This is a genomic window from Rhizobium sp. YS-1r (genome assembly GCF_000757525.1).
In the GTDB taxonomy this organism is placed as follows: domain Bacteria; phylum Pseudomonadota; class Alphaproteobacteria; order Rhizobiales; family Rhizobiaceae; genus Neorhizobium; species Neorhizobium petrolearium.
Genome location: NZ_JPYQ01000001.1, coordinates 492,674 through 510,443, shown reverse-complemented (window position 1 = coordinate 510,443; position 17,770 = coordinate 492,674). Strand labels below are relative to the sequence as shown.

The 17,770-nt window shown below is 62.4% G+C and carries 17 protein-coding genes and 1 pseudogene; 11 read left to right on the top strand and 7 right to left on the bottom strand.

Annotated elements, in window-relative coordinates:
* Positions 1-14: 14 nt before the first annotated feature.
* A complete protein-coding gene (locus JL39_RS02340) occupies positions 15-626 on the bottom strand; it encodes an NAD(P)H-dependent oxidoreductase (RefSeq protein ID WP_037146118.1) in 612 nt (203 codons plus the stop codon).
* Between the two features lie 214 nt (positions 627-840).
* Between JL39_RS02340 and JL39_RS02335 the strand changes: the two genes are divergently transcribed.
* Complete coding sequence (locus JL39_RS02335; protein ID WP_244446820.1) at positions 841-1,539, top strand: GntR family transcriptional regulator; 699 nt, start codon at positions 841-843, stop codon at positions 1,537-1,539.
* 6 nt (positions 1,540-1,545) lie between these two features.
* Here the strand turns inward: JL39_RS02335 and JL39_RS02330 are convergent, their stop codons facing one another.
* A complete protein-coding gene (locus JL39_RS02330; RefSeq protein WP_037145669.1) occupies positions 1,546-2,706 on the bottom strand; it encodes an LLM class flavin-dependent oxidoreductase in 1,161 nt (386 codons plus the stop codon).
* Entirely contained in the window at positions 2,703-3,485 is a 783-nt protein-coding gene (locus JL39_RS02325) for an alpha/beta hydrolase (RefSeq protein ID WP_037145667.1), read from the bottom strand. The genes JL39_RS02330 and JL39_RS02325 overlap by 4 nt, the downstream gene beginning before the upstream one ends.
* A 224-nt stretch (positions 3,486-3,709) precedes the next feature.
* On the opposite strand from JL39_RS02325, the gene JL39_RS02320 reads away from it, so the two are divergent.
* The 6 genes from JL39_RS02320 (at position 3,710) to JL39_RS02295 (ending at position 12,153) form a co-directional block, all read left to right on the top strand.
* Positions 3,710-4,501: an SDR family NAD(P)-dependent oxidoreductase gene (locus tag JL39_RS02320; protein ID WP_037145665.1), complete on the top strand. Its 792-nt coding sequence runs from the start codon at positions 3,710-3,712 to the stop codon at positions 4,499-4,501.
* Positions 4,502-4,656: 155 nt separating this feature from the next.
* Positions 4,657-6,120: an NAD-dependent succinate-semialdehyde dehydrogenase gene (locus JL39_RS02315; RefSeq protein WP_052182596.1), complete on the top strand. Its 1,464-nt coding sequence runs from the start codon at positions 4,657-4,659 to the stop codon at positions 6,118-6,120.
* 43 nt (positions 6,121-6,163) lie between these two features.
* Entirely contained in the window at positions 6,164-7,864 is a 1,701-nt protein-coding gene (locus tag JL39_RS02310) for a thiamine pyrophosphate-requiring protein (RefSeq protein ID WP_037145663.1), read from the top strand.
* A 13-nt stretch (positions 7,865-7,877) separates the two neighbouring features.
* The gene (locus JL39_RS02305; protein WP_037145661.1) at positions 7,878-9,101 is read left to right on the top strand and encodes an alpha-hydroxy acid oxidase; all 1,224 of its coding nucleotides are present in this window, start codon (positions 7,878-7,880) and stop codon (positions 9,099-9,101) included.
* 23 nt (positions 9,102-9,124) lie between these two features.
* Positions 9,125-10,780 carry a thiamine pyrophosphate-requiring protein gene (locus JL39_RS02300; protein ID WP_037145659.1) on the top strand — a complete coding sequence of 552 codons (1,656 nt, stop codon included), beginning with the start codon at positions 9,125-9,127 and terminating at the stop codon, positions 10,778-10,780.
* Positions 10,777-12,153 (top strand): FAD-linked oxidase C-terminal domain-containing protein, encoded by a 1,377-nt coding sequence (locus JL39_RS02295; RefSeq protein WP_037145657.1) that lies wholly within the window; start codon positions 10,777-10,779, stop codon positions 12,151-12,153. The genes JL39_RS02300 and JL39_RS02295 overlap by 4 nt, the downstream gene beginning before the upstream one ends.
* Positions 12,154-12,165: 12 nt before the next feature.
* Here the strand turns inward: JL39_RS02295 and JL39_RS02290 are convergent, their stop codons facing one another.
* The 3 genes and pseudogenes from JL39_RS02290 to JL39_RS02280 form a co-directional block, all read right to left on the bottom strand.
* Entirely contained in the window at positions 12,166-12,669 is a 504-nt protein-coding gene (locus tag JL39_RS02290; protein WP_037145655.1) for a hypothetical protein, read from the bottom strand.
* Between the two features lie 139 nt (positions 12,670-12,808).
* Positions 12,809-13,220: pseudogene (locus tag JL39_RS02285) on the bottom strand (type II toxin-antitoxin system VapC family toxin).
* Positions 13,217-13,465: a type II toxin-antitoxin system VapB family antitoxin gene (locus tag JL39_RS02280; RefSeq protein ID WP_037145653.1), complete on the bottom strand. Its 249-nt coding sequence runs from the start codon at positions 13,463-13,465 to the stop codon at positions 13,217-13,219. Before JL39_RS02280 ends, JL39_RS02285 begins: the two are co-directional and overlap by 4 nt.
* A 172-nt stretch (positions 13,466-13,637) precedes the next feature.
* Here JL39_RS02280 and JL39_RS02275 point away from each other — a divergent pair, with 172 nt between their 5' ends.
* From JL39_RS02275 to JL39_RS02260, 4 genes are all read left to right on the top strand, one after another.
* Positions 13,638-14,027 carry a GFA family protein gene (locus tag JL39_RS02275; RefSeq protein WP_037145651.1) on the top strand — a complete coding sequence of 130 codons (390 nt, stop codon included), beginning with the start codon at positions 13,638-13,640 and terminating at the stop codon, positions 14,025-14,027.
* Between the two features lie 48 nt (positions 14,028-14,075).
* The gene (locus tag JL39_RS02270; RefSeq protein WP_348270550.1) at positions 14,076-14,501 is read left to right on the top strand and encodes a metal-dependent phosphohydrolase; all 426 of its coding nucleotides are present in this window, start codon (positions 14,076-14,078) and stop codon (positions 14,499-14,501) included.
* 73 nt (positions 14,502-14,574) lie between these two features.
* Positions 14,575-15,354 (top strand): SDR family NAD(P)-dependent oxidoreductase, encoded by a 780-nt coding sequence (locus JL39_RS02265; protein WP_037145649.1) that lies wholly within the window; start codon positions 14,575-14,577, stop codon positions 15,352-15,354.
* A gap of 91 nt (positions 15,355-15,445) precedes the next feature.
* Positions 15,446-16,006 carry an isochorismatase family protein gene (locus JL39_RS02260; protein ID WP_037145648.1) on the top strand — a complete coding sequence of 187 codons (561 nt, stop codon included), beginning with the start codon at positions 15,446-15,448 and terminating at the stop codon, positions 16,004-16,006.
* Here the strand turns inward: JL39_RS02260 and JL39_RS02255 are convergent.
* Complete coding sequence (locus tag JL39_RS02255) at positions 15,960-17,585, bottom strand: ABC-F family ATP-binding cassette domain-containing protein (RefSeq protein ID WP_052182595.1); 1,626 nt, start codon at positions 17,583-17,585, stop codon at positions 15,960-15,962. The genes JL39_RS02260 and JL39_RS02255 overlap by 47 nt on opposite strands.
* Positions 17,586-17,770: the final 185 nt, after the last annotated feature.

Genomic DNA, 17,770 nt, shown 5'->3' with positions numbered 1-17,770 from the left:
AAAGAGAAGAGGAATCAGTGGGCCGCGACGAGGCGCGGTGCGACCTCTTCGACGCGGGCCGCCATTGCCATTTCGGCGAAGCTGACGACCTGCGAGGCGACGATTTCAAGTGCCTGGGCGACTTCGCGCTTCGCCGGCTGGCTATCGACGAAGGGCTTGTCGTTGGACTTGATCGTCGCGGCGTAGGGCGTCGGCCAGCCGCGCAATGCATGGACGATGGAACGCAGCCCGGCCAGCGCCGTACCAAGCGCCTGGTCGCCGCTGGCACAGACGATGCAGCCGACAGCGCGACCGTCGAAATAGGAGCGCTCGTCCTCGCGCATGTCTTCCGTATAGTCGATGGCGTTCTTGATCATGCCCGACATGCCGCCGTGATAACTCGGCGTCGCGATCACGATGCCGTCGGCGCGGCGGAGCGCCTGGACGAGGCGGCGCGCGGCCGGCGTGCGATGAGAAACGCCGGGATCGAAGAGCGGCAGTTCCAGTGCTGCGCCGCAGATGATGTCGATCTCGGCGCCGGCGCTTTCGGCGACGGAGAGGCAATAGCGAAGGGCAAGCTCAGAGCTCGAACCGGGGCGCTGCGTGCCGCCGATGCCAACGATGAACGGCTTCCTGGTCTGGACCATGGTCATTTCCTCCTCCCTCGGCCGAAGCCGATTGCCTTATCAGGCATCCTGATCAAATTTTTGTATACCGTTTACGGATAAGTCAAGCTTTATATGCCAATATCAAATAATTTTCTCTAAGCTGGTATACACTTTTTGGCGATTGGCCTTTATCGACTGCTGCCTTATCTTCCCGTGATGAATGCGAACCATAGGTGGCAGCTTGAAGAACGAGATGACCAGAGAGAGCAGCAAGGACGGGGCGACGCAGAGTGCGGTCGAAACAGCCTACCGCCGCATCCGGCATATGATCCTCACCGGCGAGATGCGCTCCGGCGACAAACTGCTCGAAAACCAGCTCGCCACCACAATCGGCGTCTCCCGCACACCGATCCGCGAAGCGCTGAACCGGCTGAATGCCGAAGGCCTCGTGGTGCTGGAACGCTACCGCCGCGGAATCGTGGCGGATTTCTCGCTCGACGATGCCATCGAAATTTTTCGCCTGCGCGCAATCCTGGAGGGCCATGCGGCCGGCCGCGCCGCAACGCGGATTTCCGATACCCACCTCGACCGCCTTCAGGACCTGGAGCGGGTGATGGAGAAGCAGTTCGAGGAACTCGGCTGGAACGAACATCTCGAAGGTTTCGACAAGCTGAATGCCGAATTTCATGCGGTGATCGCGTCCGCCGCCGAAAGCCCACGGCTGGAAAAGATCCTCGCCTCGTCGCTGGAGCTGCCGGCCTCGATCTTCAACCGCTATTCCGAGCCCGTAGAAATGCGCACCCGCCGCACCCACGCCCAGCACCGGGAAATCCTTTCGGCGCTGAAGGCCCGCAACCCCGAATGGGCGCAAGCGGCCATGAACGCCCACCTCTTCTCGCTGCTGCCGACAGCCTCGGGATCGCTAGAGCATGAAGCAGATAACGTGGGTTGATCCGGGCTAAGCCGCCTTCTTCGCCGTCACGTCCCTCAGATACGGCATGACTTCCTTGGAATAGATCTCCATGTTCTTGCGTGTCAGCTCCGCCGGCAGCGTGCCGAACTGCAGGAGCGTCAGGAGGTGGCCGAAGCCGATCTCAGCCTGGTATTCCTCCAGCCTCTCGCGCACCGTCGCCGGGCTGCCGCAGATGAACTTGCCCTCTTCGATGACGCTGTCGATCGTCTGCTTCATCGAATGGCCGGCCTTGGCGGAGAGCGCTCCGACCATGGATTTGACCGAGGTATAACCCGGCGGAAGCAGCATCTCCATCGGCATGCGCAGGAACTTCTGGAGGAAGGCCTCGATATGCTCCTTGGCTTCCCTGCGGGCAATTTCGTCGGTTTCGGCGACGTAAAGCGGCAGCGACCAGCCGAGTTGGTCCTCGGTTGCCTCATAGCCGTAACCGGCGGCGACGTCCTTATACATCTTCATATAACGGGCGACGGTCGAAACCGAGGCGAAGGTCTGGAGATAGGTGTATTTGCGGTCCGGATGGGCGGCCCACTCGATCGTTTCACTCGACCCCTGGCTTGGGATCCAGATCGGCGGATGCGGATTGTCCTGATAGACCCGCGGCCAGACGTTCACGTATTCGAAATTGTAGTGCTTGCCTTCGAAGACGCTGGGACCGGGCTGCGTCCAGGCCTGCAGGATGAGGTCGTGTGCTTCCTGGAAGCGCTCATGGCTGAACGCCGGGTTGACGCCCCAGGAATGGTATTCCGCGCCGATGCCGCGCACCATGCCGGCGATCAGGCGCCCGCCGGTGATGTTGTCGACCATGGCGAATTCTTCCGCCACGGTGAGCGGGTTGTTGAGGAGCGGCAGCGCGCGGCCGAGAATGGCGATCTTGACGTTCCTAGTGCGGCGGGCAAGTGCACCGGCCATGACGCCGGGGATCGGCATCAGGCCGTAGGCGTTCGAATGGTGCTCGTTGACACAGATGCCGTCGAAGCCGAGCTGGTCGGCATATTCAAGTTCGTCCAGATAACGGTTGTAGAGCTGGTGGCCCTTCTTCGGGTCGAAATAGGTGTTCGGCAGCGTCACCCAGGCGGAATTGTGCTTCTCGTCATAGGACAGATCGAGATCGGCATAGGGCATCAGGTGCATGAAGTAGAATTTCATCGCGTTGCCTCCCGGATGAAGCCGTCGACCAGTTGGACGAAACGGTCGCTTTTTTCGACCTGCGGCAGGTGCCCGCAACTCTCGATGATCTCGAGACGAGAATTGGGAATGAGGTCGCGCCAGGCGGGACCGTAGCCAGCCGGCACGACCTTGTCGCTATCACCCCAGATAATCAGCGTCGGCACCTTGATGCGATGCAGCCACTTGTGCAGGTCGGGATTATAAAAGCGCGGTTCCCAGGCGACCTTGGCCGTGGTCAGCTTGTTCTTGAGGATGATTTCCAGCCCCTCCCTGGAGGGCGGGGTGGCGAGCATCTGTTCGGCATAGGCCTGGTCGCGGAAGAGGTTGCGGGCGGTCTCCTCCGCATTCCACATGAAGACATCGCCTTTGCGCAATCCTTTCACGCGAATACCGGCCGGCGCCACGACGGTCAGCGAATTGAGCTTCGTCTGGTTGCGGATGGCGATCTCAGCCGATAGCCAGCCGCCGATCGAACCGCCGACGAGGTTCACCCTGTCGAGACCGAGATGGTCGATGACGTCGAGATAGAAGAAGGCGAGATCGGACATGCCGTCCAGCCATTCCGGTGAACCGGAAGCACCGAAGCCCGGATGCTCGGGCACAATCACCTCGTGGCTTTCGGCAAGCTTTTCCATAAACGGCGCCCAGCGCGCGGCACCGCTCGACCCATGCAGGAAGAGAAGCGGCGCACCCTTGCCGCCGCGCATGAACCGGACATTGCAGCCGGTTATGGTTTCCGTGCTTTCGGTAAAGCTCATCGGCGTCCTACCTCCCCGGCTTGCTCGATACCGCAAATGGCAGATGCTCCTCCGCACCCGCAACTGGCGGCAATCTGTATAACCTTTTCGGGTGGGTCAATATGACTCTGTCAAATTTTGATTGATAATAGCAAATTTCTAACTTGCTTCTTTGGCAATTGCATACAAAGGTGGCACCTCCCGGAAAGGGCTAGCCGGTTCACCAAAGCCGCTGGGAGGAGAAAATGCAGGCGGAAAAACTGTTCGATCTGAAAGGCCAGGTGGCGGTGGTGACAGGAGCTGCCAGCGGGCTGGGGCTCGCGATCACAAAGACGCTCGCGGCCAACGGCGCGCATGTGGCGCTGCTCGACCTGAACGTGGACACGCTGGTCGCCGCCACCGAGTGGGTGAAGGACCACGGCTATTCCGCCGAAAGCCATGAGATCGACGTGTCGGACAGCGCCGCCTTGCGGACGACGATCGACGGCGTCGCCGAGCGGCACGGTCGTCTCGATATTCTCGTCGCCAATGCCGGCATCAGCGGCGGCCCGAATTCCCGCACCGACGCGGGCGCCATCGAGAATGTCAGTGACGAGTTGTGGAACAGGGTGGTGAATGTGAACCTCACCGCCACCTTCGTCGCCATCCAGTCCGCTGCCAAACATATGAAGAAGCAGAAGAGCGGGCGCATCGTCGCGATCGCTTCCATAGCCGGATTGCGGGGCGACCCAATGACCGGTTATGCCTATGCCTCCAGCAAAGGCGCCGTCGTCAACCTCGTCAAGCAGGCTTCCTGGGAGCTGGCACCCTATAACGTGCTGGTGAACGGCATCGCGCCAGGCCCGTTCCGCACCAATATCGCCGGCGGCCGCATCCGCGAGCCGGAGATCGAAAAGGCCTTCGCCGACACCGTGCCGCTCGGCCGCATCGCAGAGACCGACGAGATCATGGGGCTCGCCTTGCTGCTCTGCTCGAAAGCGTCCAGCTTCATGACCGGCGCGGTCATCCCGATCGACGGCGGCACCGTTGCGATCTGAAACATGCAGCGATCCAGGGCGTGGCGAAATGCCGGAATTGACAATATCAGGCTCCCTGCTTTATCCCCTGAAAGCAGGAGGCGGCGAACTGCGGCGTCACGCCCGCAATTGACGAATGGCAAGCGCACCCTTCTATTGAAGCCGGAGGAACGACCATGAACATCGCGACCAGTTCTCCCCCCTCTTTCGAGGCGTATAAATCCCCGCGCCTGCTGATCGACGGCGTCTGGCTGGAGAACGGCGATCGCAAGACTCAGCCCGTCGTCAATCCGGCCACCGAGAAGGCGATCGGCACCGTGCCGCATGCCACGGCCGAAGACCTCGACCGGGCGCTGGAAGCGGCGAACCGGGCCTTTCCGCTGTGGCGCGCCACGAGCCCGCGCGAGCGCGGCCGCATCCTGAAGCGCGCCGCCCACCTGATGCACGACCGGCAGGAAGACATCGCCCGCCTCGCGACCCTTGAAATGGGCAAACCGATCGCCGAGGCGCGGCTGGAAACCCATTTCGCATGCGAGGAGATGGAGTGGTTCGCCGAGGAGGGCCGTCGCACCTACGGCCGCGTCATTCCGGGCCGTCTCGGCGAGACCCGCTTCCAGGTGGTCAAGGAGCCGGTCGGCCCGACCGCCGGCTTTTCCGCCTGGAATTTCCCGGTCGGCAACGCCGCCCGCAAGATGGGCTCGGCGCTGGCCGCCGGCTGCACGATGATCTACAAGCCGGGCGAAGAAGCTCCGGCAGCGGCAGCGGCCGTCGCCCAGTGCCTGATCGATGCGGGCGTGCCGGCGGGCGTCATCGCCGTTGTCTACGGCGTGCCGGATTTCATCTCGCGTCACCTGCTTGCCTCGCCGGTCATCCGCAAGATCTCCTTCACCGGTTCGGTGCCGGTCGGCCAGCACCTCATCCGACTTGCTTCGGAAGGCCTGAAGCGCACCACGATGGAACTCGGCGGCCATGCGCCGGTGCTCGTCTTCGACGATGCCGATCAGGCGGCCGCTCTCGAAATGTCCGTACAGCGGAAATACCGCAATAGCGGCCAGGTCTGCGTCTCGCCGACTCGCTTCTACATCCAGGACAAGTCCTATGAGGCCTTCTGTGCCGGTTTCGCGGACAAGGCCTCGAAGCTGAAGATCGGCGATGGCCTCGACCCTTCGAGCAATATGGGGCCTCTCGTGCATGCCCGCCGCCGCGATTCGATCGAGGCGCTGGTGCAGGATGCGACCTCGAAGGGCGCAAAACTCCTGGCCGGCGGCCACCGTGTCAACAACGAAGGTTTCTTCTACGCCCCGACCGTGCTCGCCGACGTGCCGGATGACGCCCGCATCATGAGCGAGGAGCCGTTCGGCCCGGTCGCGGTTCTCAACCGTTTCTCCGATTTCGACGACGCCATCGCCAAGGCCAACAAGCTTCCCTACGGCCTTGCGGCCTACGGGTTCACCAATTCGCACAAGACCATCGCCCGGCTCTCCGACAGTCTGGAAGCCGGCATGGTGGGCATCAACTCCTTCAACATCTCCATGCCGGAGACGCCCTTCGGCGGTGTCAAATATAGCGGCCACGGATCCGAAGTCGGGATCGAGGGCGTCGAGGCCTACATGGTCACAAAGACGATCAGCATCACTTGAGCCGGCGGATTTTCAGATCAAGAGTTTTCAGGAGGAGACTGCCATGAAACATGTAAAACCGACCGGCCCTTTCGCCGCCGAAGCCGTGCTGACCCATATGAAGGCTGCCGGCATCGACGTGCTTTTTGCCAATGGCGGGACCGATTTCCCATCGATCATCGAGGCCTTTGCCCGCCAATCGGAGACGGGGCTGCAGATGCCCGAGCCACTGGTCATCCCGCATGAGGGTGTCGCAGTCGGCATGGCGCACGGCTACTACCTGATGACCGGCAAGCCGGCAGGCGTCATCGTCCACGTCAATGTCGGGCTCGCCAACTCCGTCATGGGCCTGATCAACGCCCGGTCGGAGAACGTGCCGATCATGATGTTCTCCGGCCGCACGCCGATCACCGAACATGGCCGCTTCGGCTCGCGCTCCTCGCCGATCCACTGGGGTCAGGAGATGTTCGACCAGGCCGGCATGGTGCGCGAAGCAGTCAAGTGGGATTACGAGCTGCGTTATCCGGAACAGGCGGGAATCGTCATCGATCGCGCCATGAGCATCGCCATGAGCGAGCCGCGCGGGCCCGTTTATCTCAGCCTTCCGCGCGAGGCACTGGCTGAAGGCACCGAGATCGAGACCAGTCACCGTTCAACGGTCACCGCGACGACCTTCGGTCCGGCCGACCCCGATCTGATCGCCCAGGCGGCGGACCTGCTCGCCAAGGCGAAGAACCCGCTCGTCATTACCCAGAGCCCGGAGCTTGCTTCCGATTTCGAGCCGCTCGCAAGCTTCATCGACAAATACGCCCTGCCGACCGTCGAAATGTGGGCGACCCGCCTGGCGCTGCCCTCCGATCATCCGATGATGGTGGGCCGCGACTCGACGCAGGTGCTGAAGGAAGCCGACGTGGTCGTGGTCATCAACGCCGCGGTTCCGTGGATTTCCGACCATACCGCTCCGGCTGAAGGCGCCAAGATCATCGCCATCGGCCCGGATCCGCAGCATGGCCGCGTGCCGATCCGCAGCTTTCCGATCGACATCGCGCTCGCCGGCGGCATCAACAAGACGATCGCGGCCCTTGCCGCCGCTCTTGAACAGCGCGTGCCGACATCTGAAACCTTCTCCGAACGCCGAGAAAAATGGGCCAAGGTCAAGGCCGCCCAGGCAGAGGCCACTACCAAGCGCGCCGCGATCGGCAACGGTTCGCCGATGACGCCAGCCTATGTGAGCGCTTGCGTCTCCGCCATTATGGACGAGAAGACGACCATCGTGAACGAGCTTGGCATCGACCCGTCGGTCGTGGAGTTCAAGCATCCGAAGTCGTTCTTCTCGACGCCGCTTTCCGGCGGTCTCGGCTTTGGTCTGACCGCAGCGCTCGGCGCCCAGCTCGGCGACCGCAGCCGCCAGGTGATCGCCACGATCGGCGACGGCTCCTACATGTTCGCCAACCCCGTCGCCTGCCACCAGACGGCCACCGCGCTGAAGCTGCCGCTGCTGACGATCGTCTTCAACAACGGTATCTGGAACGCCGTGCGCCGCTCGACGCTCTACATGTATCCGGACGGCAGCGCTGCGACCGCCAACACCATGCCGATCACCGCGCTCGACCCGGCACCGGACTATGCCGCCGTCGCCCGCGCCCATGGCGCCCATGCGGAACGCGTCGAGACCGGCACGAACCTGCCGGCAGCGCTTCAACGTGCACTTGCCGCGACCAAGAGCGGCCGGCAGGCCATGCTCGAAGTCATGGTCTCCTACTGAGAAGGCGTCGGCGATGGGGGGAGGAACCGGAGAAGACGCAAAGACGCTGGCGGAGCTCCGCCGGCGTTATCCGATGGTCAGCGATCTCGAGAAGCGAGCGAAATGGCGTATTCCGCGTTTCGCCTACGAGTTCCTGCAGGGCGGCGCCGGAGACGAGACGGGGCTGAACCGCAACCGTTCGGCGCTGAAGGCGGTCGAGGTCGTGCCGCGCTACGGCATCGACGTCACCAAGGTCGATACGTCAGTCGAACTCTTCGGATATCACTACGCCGCACCGATCGGCATTTCGCCGATCGGCCTCGATGGCATGATGTGGCCGGGAGCAACGGAGCGTTTCGCAAAGGCCGCCCAGGCCCATAACATCCCCTATATGGTCGGCACGCTCGCCTGCTCGACGATTGAGCAGGTGGTGGAATGGGCGCCCGACGTCACCTGGTTCCAGCTCTACCCGATGGCTCCGGACAATCATCGATACAGTCTCGAAATGGCCGAACGCGCTCGCGTCGCCGGCGCGAAGGTTCTTGTCGCCACTCTGGATGTGCCGGTGCGCGCCAAGCGCCCGCGCGATCTGAGGAACGGCCTCGTCATGCCCTTCCGGCTGACGCCGAAGACGATGATACGGGCGGCGATGGCGCCGCTCTGGCTCGATGCGGTCCGCCGCAACGGCATGCCCACCTTCGCCAACATGAGTAAGTTCGCCGGCGGCACGGATCACGGCTCGACGGCAGGCTTCGTGCAGAAACATATCGGCGGCGGCTTTCCGTGGGAGCAGATCGCCAGGCTGCGCGACAAATGGCCGGGGCCGATGATGGTCAAGGGCGTCATGCATCCGGCCGATGCGGAAAAGGCGCTGGAACTGGGCCTGAACGGCGTCGTTGTCTCCAACCATGGCGGCCGGCAGTTCGACGCCGCGCCCGCGACAATCGACGTGCTGCCGGAGATCGCCCGTACCGTCGGCACCCGCGGCACAGTGTTGTTCGACAGCGGCGTCGTTTCCGGCGTCGACATGCTGCGGGCGTTGGCCTGCGGGGCGCAATCCTGCTTTGCAGGCCGCGCCTTCATGCTGGGGCTCTCCGCCCTCGGCGACCGCGGCGCCACCCATATGGCGCAGGCCTTCATCGAGGAATACCGCATCGCGCTCGGCCAGAACGGGCTCTTGAGTTCCGACGAGGCCCGCCGCGCTCCGGTGCGCCATCCCGGCGCCTGGACCGCAGACAATTTCAAACTTCGTAGCTAATCCGTTCCCGGGAGGGGAAACCCATGAAAGTCGCAGACGCCATTGCCGAAATCTTGAAGCGCGAGGGGATCGAGATCGTCTGCGGTTATCCGGTGAACCACGTTCTCGAACACGTCGCGATGGCGGATATCCGCCCGATCATCGTGCGCCAGGAGCGTCACGGCCTGCACATGGCCGACGCCATGTCGCGCCTGAGTTCCGGCAAGACGATCGGCGTCTTCGCCATGCAACTCGGCCCGGGCACGGAAAACGCCTATGGCGGCATCGCCCAGGCCTATTCGGAATCCGTGCCGATCCTCGTTCTGCCGATGGGTTACGAGCGTCGCGTCGCGCATATCGATCCGAATTACAACGCAACCCGCTCGATGCGCGATATCACCAAGTCGGCCGAGCCGATCACACTCGCGGAAGAAATTCCCAACATTTTTCGTCGCGCTTTCTCAAAACTTCGCAACGGCCGCGGCGGACCCGTTTTGATCGAGATCCCCAACGATATGTGGCAGCACGAAGTGCCGGAACCGCTGAATTATCGGCCGGTCCTCGCCACCCGCTACGGGCCTGATCCGGCGGCGGTGAAGGAAGCCGTCGACCTGCTGCTCACCGCCAGGCGACCGGTTCTTTATGCCGGCCAGGGCGTCCATTATGCCGAGGCTTGGCCGCAGCTGAAGGAGCTTGCCGAACTGCTGGCGATCCCGGTCTCGACCAGCCTCGAAGGCAAGAGCGCGTTCCCAGAAACCCATCCCCTTTCGGTCGGTGCGGGCGGTGCTGCGATCTCCAAGACGCTCCGGCATTTCCTCGACACGTCCGACCTCATCTTCGGCATCGGCTGCTCGTTCACTGAAACCGCCTTCGGCGTGCAGATGCCGCTCGACAAGACGGTCATCCACGCGACCCTAGACCCGGATCACATCAACAAGGACATCGAAGCCAAGGTGGGGCTGATCGGCGACGCGGCGCTGACGCTGGATGCGGTGCTGGCCGAACTCAAGGCCCGCGACACGGCTCAGCGCGACAGCAAGGATGTCGCCGCCGAAATCGCCAAGGTGCAGGAAGAGTGGCTTTCGGAGTGGATGCCGAAGCTCACTTCGCAGAGCAAGCCCCTCTCCCCCTACCGCGTCCTCTGGGACCTGCAGCACACGGTCGATATCGAGAACACGATCATCACGCATGACGCCGGCAGCCCGCGCGACCAGCTTTCACCCTTCTGGAAGTCGGTGAAGCCGCTCACCTATATCGGCTGGGGCAAGTCCACCCAGCTCGGTTACGGGCTGGGGCTGGCCATGGGCGCCAAGCTCATGCATCCCGACAAGCTCTGCATCAACGTCTGGGGCGACGCGGCGATCGGCTTCACGGGCATGGATTTCGAAACTGCAGTGCGCGAACGCATCCCGATCATGTCCATCCTGCTCAACAACTTCTCCATGGCCATGGAACTGCCGATCATGAAGGTCTCGACGGAAAAATACCGCTCGACCGACATTTCCGGCGACTACGCCGCCTTCGCGCGAGCCCTCGGCGGCTACGGCGAGCGCGTTACCGATCCGGCCGAGATCATTCCGGCGATCAGGCGCGGCATCGAACAGACGCAGAAGGGCGTGCCGGTGCTGCTCGAATTCATTACCACGCAGGAGATCGCCCGCTCGCGTTACCACCGCATGCTGACGGGTGAGAAGGAATGAGCGACCTGCAATCCACCCTCGACGCGCTGAAGCTGCATTTCGGCGAGCGGCTTTCTACCGCCGACGCGGTGCGCGAGCACCACGGCCATGACATGTCCCGCCAGCCGACACGGCTGCCGGATGCCGTGGTCTATGCCGAGAACGAGGACGAGGTGGCGCGCGTCGTCTCGGCCTGTTTCGAAGCGGGCATTCCAGTCACGCCGTTTGCGGCCGGTTCCTCGATGGAAGGCCATACGATCCCGCTCAAGGGCGGGATTTCGCTGGACCTCACCCGCATGAACCAGATCGTAGCGGTCAACCATGAGGATTTCGACGCGCAGGTGCAGGCGGGTGTCACCCGCAAGCAGTTGAACGCTCATCTCCGCGATACCGGCCTGTTCTTCCCGATCGATCCCGGCGCCGACGCCTCGCTCGGCGGCATGGCCTCAACGCGTGCTTCCGGCACCACCGCAGTGCGTTACGGCACAATGCGGGAGAACGTGCTGGCGCTCCGCGTCGTCACCCCGCAGGGCAAGATCATCACCACCGGCCGGCGGACGAAAAAGTCCTCGACGGGCTATGACCTGACGAAACTCTTCGTCGGCGCGGAGGGCACGCTCGGCGTCATCACCGAGGTGACGGTGAAACTACACCCCATCCCGGAGACCATCGCGTCCGCCGTCTGCACTTTCGAGACGATGCGCGGCGCTGTGGAAACCGTCGTCGCAACGATCCAGAGCGGCATTCCGGTCGCCCGCATCGAATTCCTTGACGAAGTCGCCGTCGAGGCGGCGAACCGCCATGCCGGGCTGACGCTCAAGGTGGCGCCGACCCTCTTCCTCGAATTCCACGGCAGCCCGCGCTGGGTGGAGGAGCAGTCCAATACCGTGGCCGAGATCGCTGGCGATCTCGGCGGGTCCGATTTCCAGTGGTCGACTCGCACCGAGGACCGCGAGCGGCTGTGGAAGGCGCGCCACGAGACGATCTATTCCAACCAGACGCTGAGACCCGGCTGCAAGGCCTACACGACCGACGTCTGCGTACCGATCTCCAGGCTGGCGGACGCCGTGCTCGCCGCGCGCGAAGACATCGACAATTCCTTCGTGATGGGCAAGATCATCGGCCATGTGGGCGACGGCAATTTCCATGTCGGTTACCTCATCAAGCCGGAAATCCCGGAGGAGCTCGCCGAAGCCGAAAGGCTCGCGGAACGGCTGTACCAACGCGCCATCGACATGGGGGGCACGTTCAGCGGCGAGCACGGCATCGGTATCTCCAAGCTGAAATATCTCCGCCGCGAGCACGGCGATGCGGTCGACATGATGAACGCCATCAAGGCGGCAATCGACCCGAAGGGCATCATGAACCCCGGCAAGCTCGGCCAGGTTGGATAATCCTCTCCTACCTCACCGGCTGAGATCGATGCGGCTCGTCACCACAGACTTGCCGCTCGCCGGATCGTTGTCGACCGTCTGAAGACGAAGACGGTCATTGCCTATCCTCTCGATGGTCATGTTGGCGGCGCGGTCGCCGTTCGTCACCCGTGCCCAGCGGACACCAAGATTGATCGCATTGCCCCGCCGGTTGCCTGCAAGCGTCGAAGGTTGGCCTGAAGGCCCGACATAGGTGCCGCGATAGCCACGATCGGATGCCTGGAGATTGGCCGAGATGTTACGCCGGACGACCAACAGGCCGCGGCAGTTTCCCTGCATGGACAGAGCGGTGGTCACGGCCTCAATCGCCAGATTGCACGTAATGTTGATCGGACGGGCTCCGATGCGCGTCAGCACCGTGCCTCGGCCGCTCCAGCTTCCCGCGAGCATCCTCAGAAAATCACCTTCGGCTGCCGGCGCGAGTGACGGCCAGAAAATTGTGGCGGCGATTAAGGCGGAAGCGAGAAAAGTACGCATGGCGATAATCTGTCTTGACGTCTCGCTTCCAACGCCAATTGCTGCATCAGGTTCCGTCGCGCACGCGAAGGTGATGAAGCCATCGGCTGGTACTCAGACTGATGGCAAGATTGAGAACGTCAGATGAATTGAGGCTCGCTCAAAAATCCCACGGAGAGATCAGTCGGAGACCTGTCGTCTCAAAATCCCGAAGGTTGCGGGTCGCCAATTGTCCACCGTTCGTCAGAGCAATTGCTGCTATCATCCCGTCAGGAACGGACATCGGACGTCCTTTTCGAACCGCCGAGCCATGATCTCGCCATAGCTCAGCGCTGCCTGCTCGGTGAACCCGAAAATACGGTCCGCAAAGCGCTGACGCCAATCCGAAAGCCCGTGCTCCAACCGCTCGGCCCGCTCGTCGGACGTATCTTCCGAATTCCAAAGGCGATCTCGGCGATCGTGACGGTGGGCAGCGCGATCTCCGCATCATGATGCACCAGCCATGCTATCACGTTGCGATCCGGCTCTTTCTTCAGGGTTTCGGAAATGACATTGGTACCGAGGAAGATCACAGATCCAGGCCCTTGTGAGGCTGTCGATTTTCCCGAATTGCCTCTTCAAGATCAATGTCCGTGCCGTAAATGGAAGTAACTCTGGAATAGAACGCGGATACGGGTTCACGGCCAGCCTCTCGCATTTCGTAGGCCTCCAATGCTCTTTCGACGATATCCGCGATAGAGCGTCTCTCCCGACGGGCAAGCCGGTGAGCAAGCTCACGCGCTTTGGCGCTGCGGACGGAAAGCTGGGGTTCGGCCATGTCAAACTCCTTCTTTTGACAATTTAGGCTAGGCAGATCTAGCCATCAAGATGGCAGCTGGTGGCTGGATGGCACCTATTGCACCATCCATTATCTCGGTTACCTGCGGTGACTTGGCAGCCGCCTCCTCTCGCCCTACCTGTCCTTTTTCGGAAAATATGGAGGAAAGCTCATGATCATCCGGTCCGGGGGTTGCCTGTGCGGCAGAGTCAAATACAGCGTGAAGGGTGCGCCGCTCAGGATCGGGCTCTGCCACTGTATGGATTGTCGCAAGGAGAGCGGCTCTAGCTTCGCTACATTCGGAATCTGGCCGCCGCATGCGTTCGAGAGCACAGGCGAAGTCAGATATTTCCAGGGGCGCGGGTTCTGCCCCGAATGCGGCTCGCGCGTCTTCAACGAAAGCAGTGATGGAGAGGAAATGGAGATTCGTGTCGGCTCGCTGGACATGGCGCCGACCGATCTCGAACCCACCTACGAGCTCTGGGTCAAGCGGCGCGAGAACTGGCTTCCGCCGCTCCCCGTCAAGCAGTTCGAGGAAGACCGAATTGACGCATTGCCCTGACATGCGGCGGGTATAAAGTGCCGCCGAAACGCCAAGGAGAATCTTGTCATGGCGAAGATGGATTTGCTCGAAAAGGCGATCGCGATCGCTACGGAGGCACATCGAGGTCAATCGTCGAAGACCGGCGGACCGTTCATCGAGCATGTGCGGCGCGTGGCCGAAAGCGTGGCGGGCGAAGATGAGAAACTGGTCGCCTGGCTGCACGATGTGGTTGAAAAAGGCCCTGGCTGGACCTTCGCCCGACTGCGTGAAGAGGGTTTTCCGGAATTGGTCATCGAGGCCGTCGATGCGATGAGCAAGCGTGATGGCGAGGACTATTTCGACTTCGTTCGCCGTTCCATCAGGAATCCGCTCGCACGGTCGGTGAAGCGCGCCGATCTTACGGACAATCTTGCCCAGATGCGCCAGATGGATGGCGATGGTTCGAAATTTACCGAGGGCCTGCGTATCCTGAACGCGGAATATCCTGCCTGAGCCCCGGAACCTTGAGCGTTTCCCATCGTTCGTCTTCGCAGTGCGGAATGCCGTTCGAATGCAGGATGGACCTATGGAACTCAAATCTCGGGTAGCTCTGGTAACGGGCGCTGGTTCGGGCATCGGCAGGGCGGCTGCCCTGAAGCTTGCGGGCGAGGGCGCAAAGGTCGGCGTGCTCGGCCGCACGAAAGACGAGATCGAGAAAACGGCCGACAAGATCAGGAAAGCCGGCGGTGAGGCATTGCCACTGGAGGCGGACGTCTCGGACGAGAAACGGATGCGTGAAGCGCTTGACCGGCTTGCGGAAACGTTCGGCCGTCTGGACATCGTGGTGGCAAACGCCGGCATCAACGGCGTCTGGGCGCCGATCGACGACCTCAAGCCGGAAGAATGGGATAAAACCATCGCTGTCAACCTACGCGGCACCTATCTCACCTTCCACGCCGCAGTTCCGCACCTGCAGAAACGGGGCGGCTCGATCGTGGTTGTCTCCTCGATCAATGGCAACCGCACTTTCAATACCCCGGGCGCGACGGCCTATGTGGCGACCAAGGCGGCGCAAGTCGCAATCGTCCAGCAGCTCGCATTGGAACTCGGCAAGCACGGAATCCGCGTCAATGCCGTTTGTCCCGGCGCAATCGAGACGAACATCAACGACAACACGACGGTGCGAAAGGAGAAGGACACGGCCGTGCCGGTGAAGTTCCCCAAAGGCGATATCCCGATTACCGGCGGAAAGGCGGGTCAGAGCGAGGATGTTGCTGATGTCATTCTCTTTTTGGCCTCGGACCGGTCCCGACACGTGACAGGCACGCCGATCTTTGTCGACGGTGGCCAGAGCTTGCTCAGATAGAACGTCCGCCGAGCAGCCGGGACGTATTGAACAGGCTGGCGTCCGCGCGCATTAATGGGCATCGTCAATCGTCTATGTGCAGGAGTCCGTCATGGTTCACGAAAAGCCCGCTAACGGTGCCCCCGTCCTCGTTATCGATCTGCAGGCCGGCATGTTCGACGGCCTCGTAGAGCCACCGGTACACGATGCCGATCGCCTGACCAAGCATGCGCGAAAAGTGATCGACTGGGCGCGGCGGGAAGGCCGCAAGATAGCCTTCATCCGCCACGACGGGCCGGAAGGCGATCCGCTTGCGCCAGGAGAGCCGGGTTGGCCGGTCTCTCCGGCGCTCGGCCAGGCCGAGGACGAACCGACCTTCTCCAAGAAGGTCGGCGATGCTTTCAGCAACCCGGAACTCGGCAAGTGGATCGAAGCGCAAGGTGCACCGGAGGTCGTGCTTCTCGGTGCGCAAACGGATTTCTGTGTTGCAGCGACGGTCAAGGGCGCGATGTCCAACGGGCTGAAAGTCACCGTCGTGTCGGATGCCCACAGCACGCTGGACCAGCCGGACGAGGCCGCACCGGCAATCATCAACCGCTACAATGCGCAGTTCGCCGAGGCCGGCGTCAACCTGGTGACGACCGAGGCGCTGACGGGCTCTCAGGGCTCCTGAGCCCAAGTTCCAGCCGGCGGGTGATGCCGATTTCGCTGAGAAACACCTCGTCGTGGCTGACGACCAGAAGCGCGCCGTCATAGGCGCGCAATCCGGCTTCAACCGCAGCAATCGAATCGATGTCGAGATGGTTGGTCGGTTCGTCGAGGATCAGAAGCGATGGTGGCTCCGGCCCGCCGAGCACGCAGGCAAGGCCCGCGCGCAACATCTGCCCGCCCGACAGCGTACCGACGATCTGCAAGGCAGCATCGGCGCGGAACATGAAGCGCGCCAGCGCTGCGCGGCAGGCATTCTCGTCTGCCCGTGGATTAAGGCGTTTGAAATTGTCGCGAATCGACTGAGCCGAGTCGAGCAGGCTCACGCGCTGGTCCAGTATGGCGGTCTTCACCATCACCCGCACCGATCCTTCGAAGGGCTGCAACGCGCCAGTCACGAGCGAGAGCAGCGTCGTCTTGCCCGACCCATTCGGCCCGGTGACCGCGATCCGCTCCGGTCCGGTGATTTCGAAAGAAAGATCGCGCAATACCGGGTTTCCCGGCGCATAACCGACCGTGACGTTGTCGATTCTCAGCACGACCCTGCTCGCCGGCAGGCCTGTCGGCGGCAGCCTCACGGAAAGCGGCTGCAGGATCTCGATCTTTTCACGCGCGGCGGCGGCTTCTTCCATCGCGTGTGTTCTGCGCCGTTCGGCAAGCCGAGCATTCTCGCCACTGGTGTTCTCCGCCTGCCGTTTCAGCCCGCCGGCTAAGATGCGCGGCATGTCGCCTCGCGCTGCCTTCTTCTTTCCAACGCTGTCGCGGCGAGCCTTGCGCTCGACTGTCTCCTGTGCCGTCCGGTTGACCTCCGCCACCCGCTTCTCGGCATCGGCGAGATCGTGCTCCACAGCAGCCAATTCCAACGCCTTGCGCTCCCGATAATGGCTCCAGTTGCCGCCATAACGCGTCACCCCAAGTGTCGTCATCTCGACGATCGCATCGACGGTATCGAGCAATTCCCGGTCATGACTGACAATGATCGCGCCACCGCGCCAACCGGCGAGAAGGTCGATCACCGCCCGCCGTCCGTCGCGGTCGAGATTGTTGGTCGGTTCATCGAGGATCAGGAAATCCGGCTCAGCGAAGATTAGCGCCGCCAGCCCGGCACGCGTGCGCTGACCGCCCGATAGCGTTGTGAGCGGCGTTTCCGCATCGGCATCGAGGTTGGCGCGCGCCAGAGCTTCCGCCATGCGAGCTTCGAGCATCCAGTCGGCGGAGGAGAGTTCGTCGGCCGTCGCCTCCCCTCTTTCGGCGCGGGCAAGCAGGTCAAGCGCATCACGTGCGCCGAAGAGATCTGCGATCGTTTCATCCGGCCCAACCTGCACGCTCTGGCGCAGTACGTCCAGCGTGCCGGACACGGAAACCGTGCCGGATAAGGGTGAGAATTCCGCGCTGATCAACTTCAGAAGCGTCGTCTTGCCGACGCCGTTGCGGCCGACAAGGCCTACGCGTTCAGGCCCGAAGCTGAGGTTCAGATGTGAGAAAAGCGGTCTGCCGTCAGGCGTGGACCAGGAAAGATCGGAAAGAGTGATGGAAGCAGGCATGGACGGATTCCCGAATGGCAAGGCGAAGCGGCGTTGCGATCGGGTTGGAATCCATGGACGACCATCCTGTCGGTGTTGCGGATGGCGGGAATTTAGGCGGAAAATATGCGCGTTTCAAGACGTCTGATGTAGCGAAACGCCCACCATCCTCCTCAAGGGGAGGATGGGTGCATGCCGACAGGCCT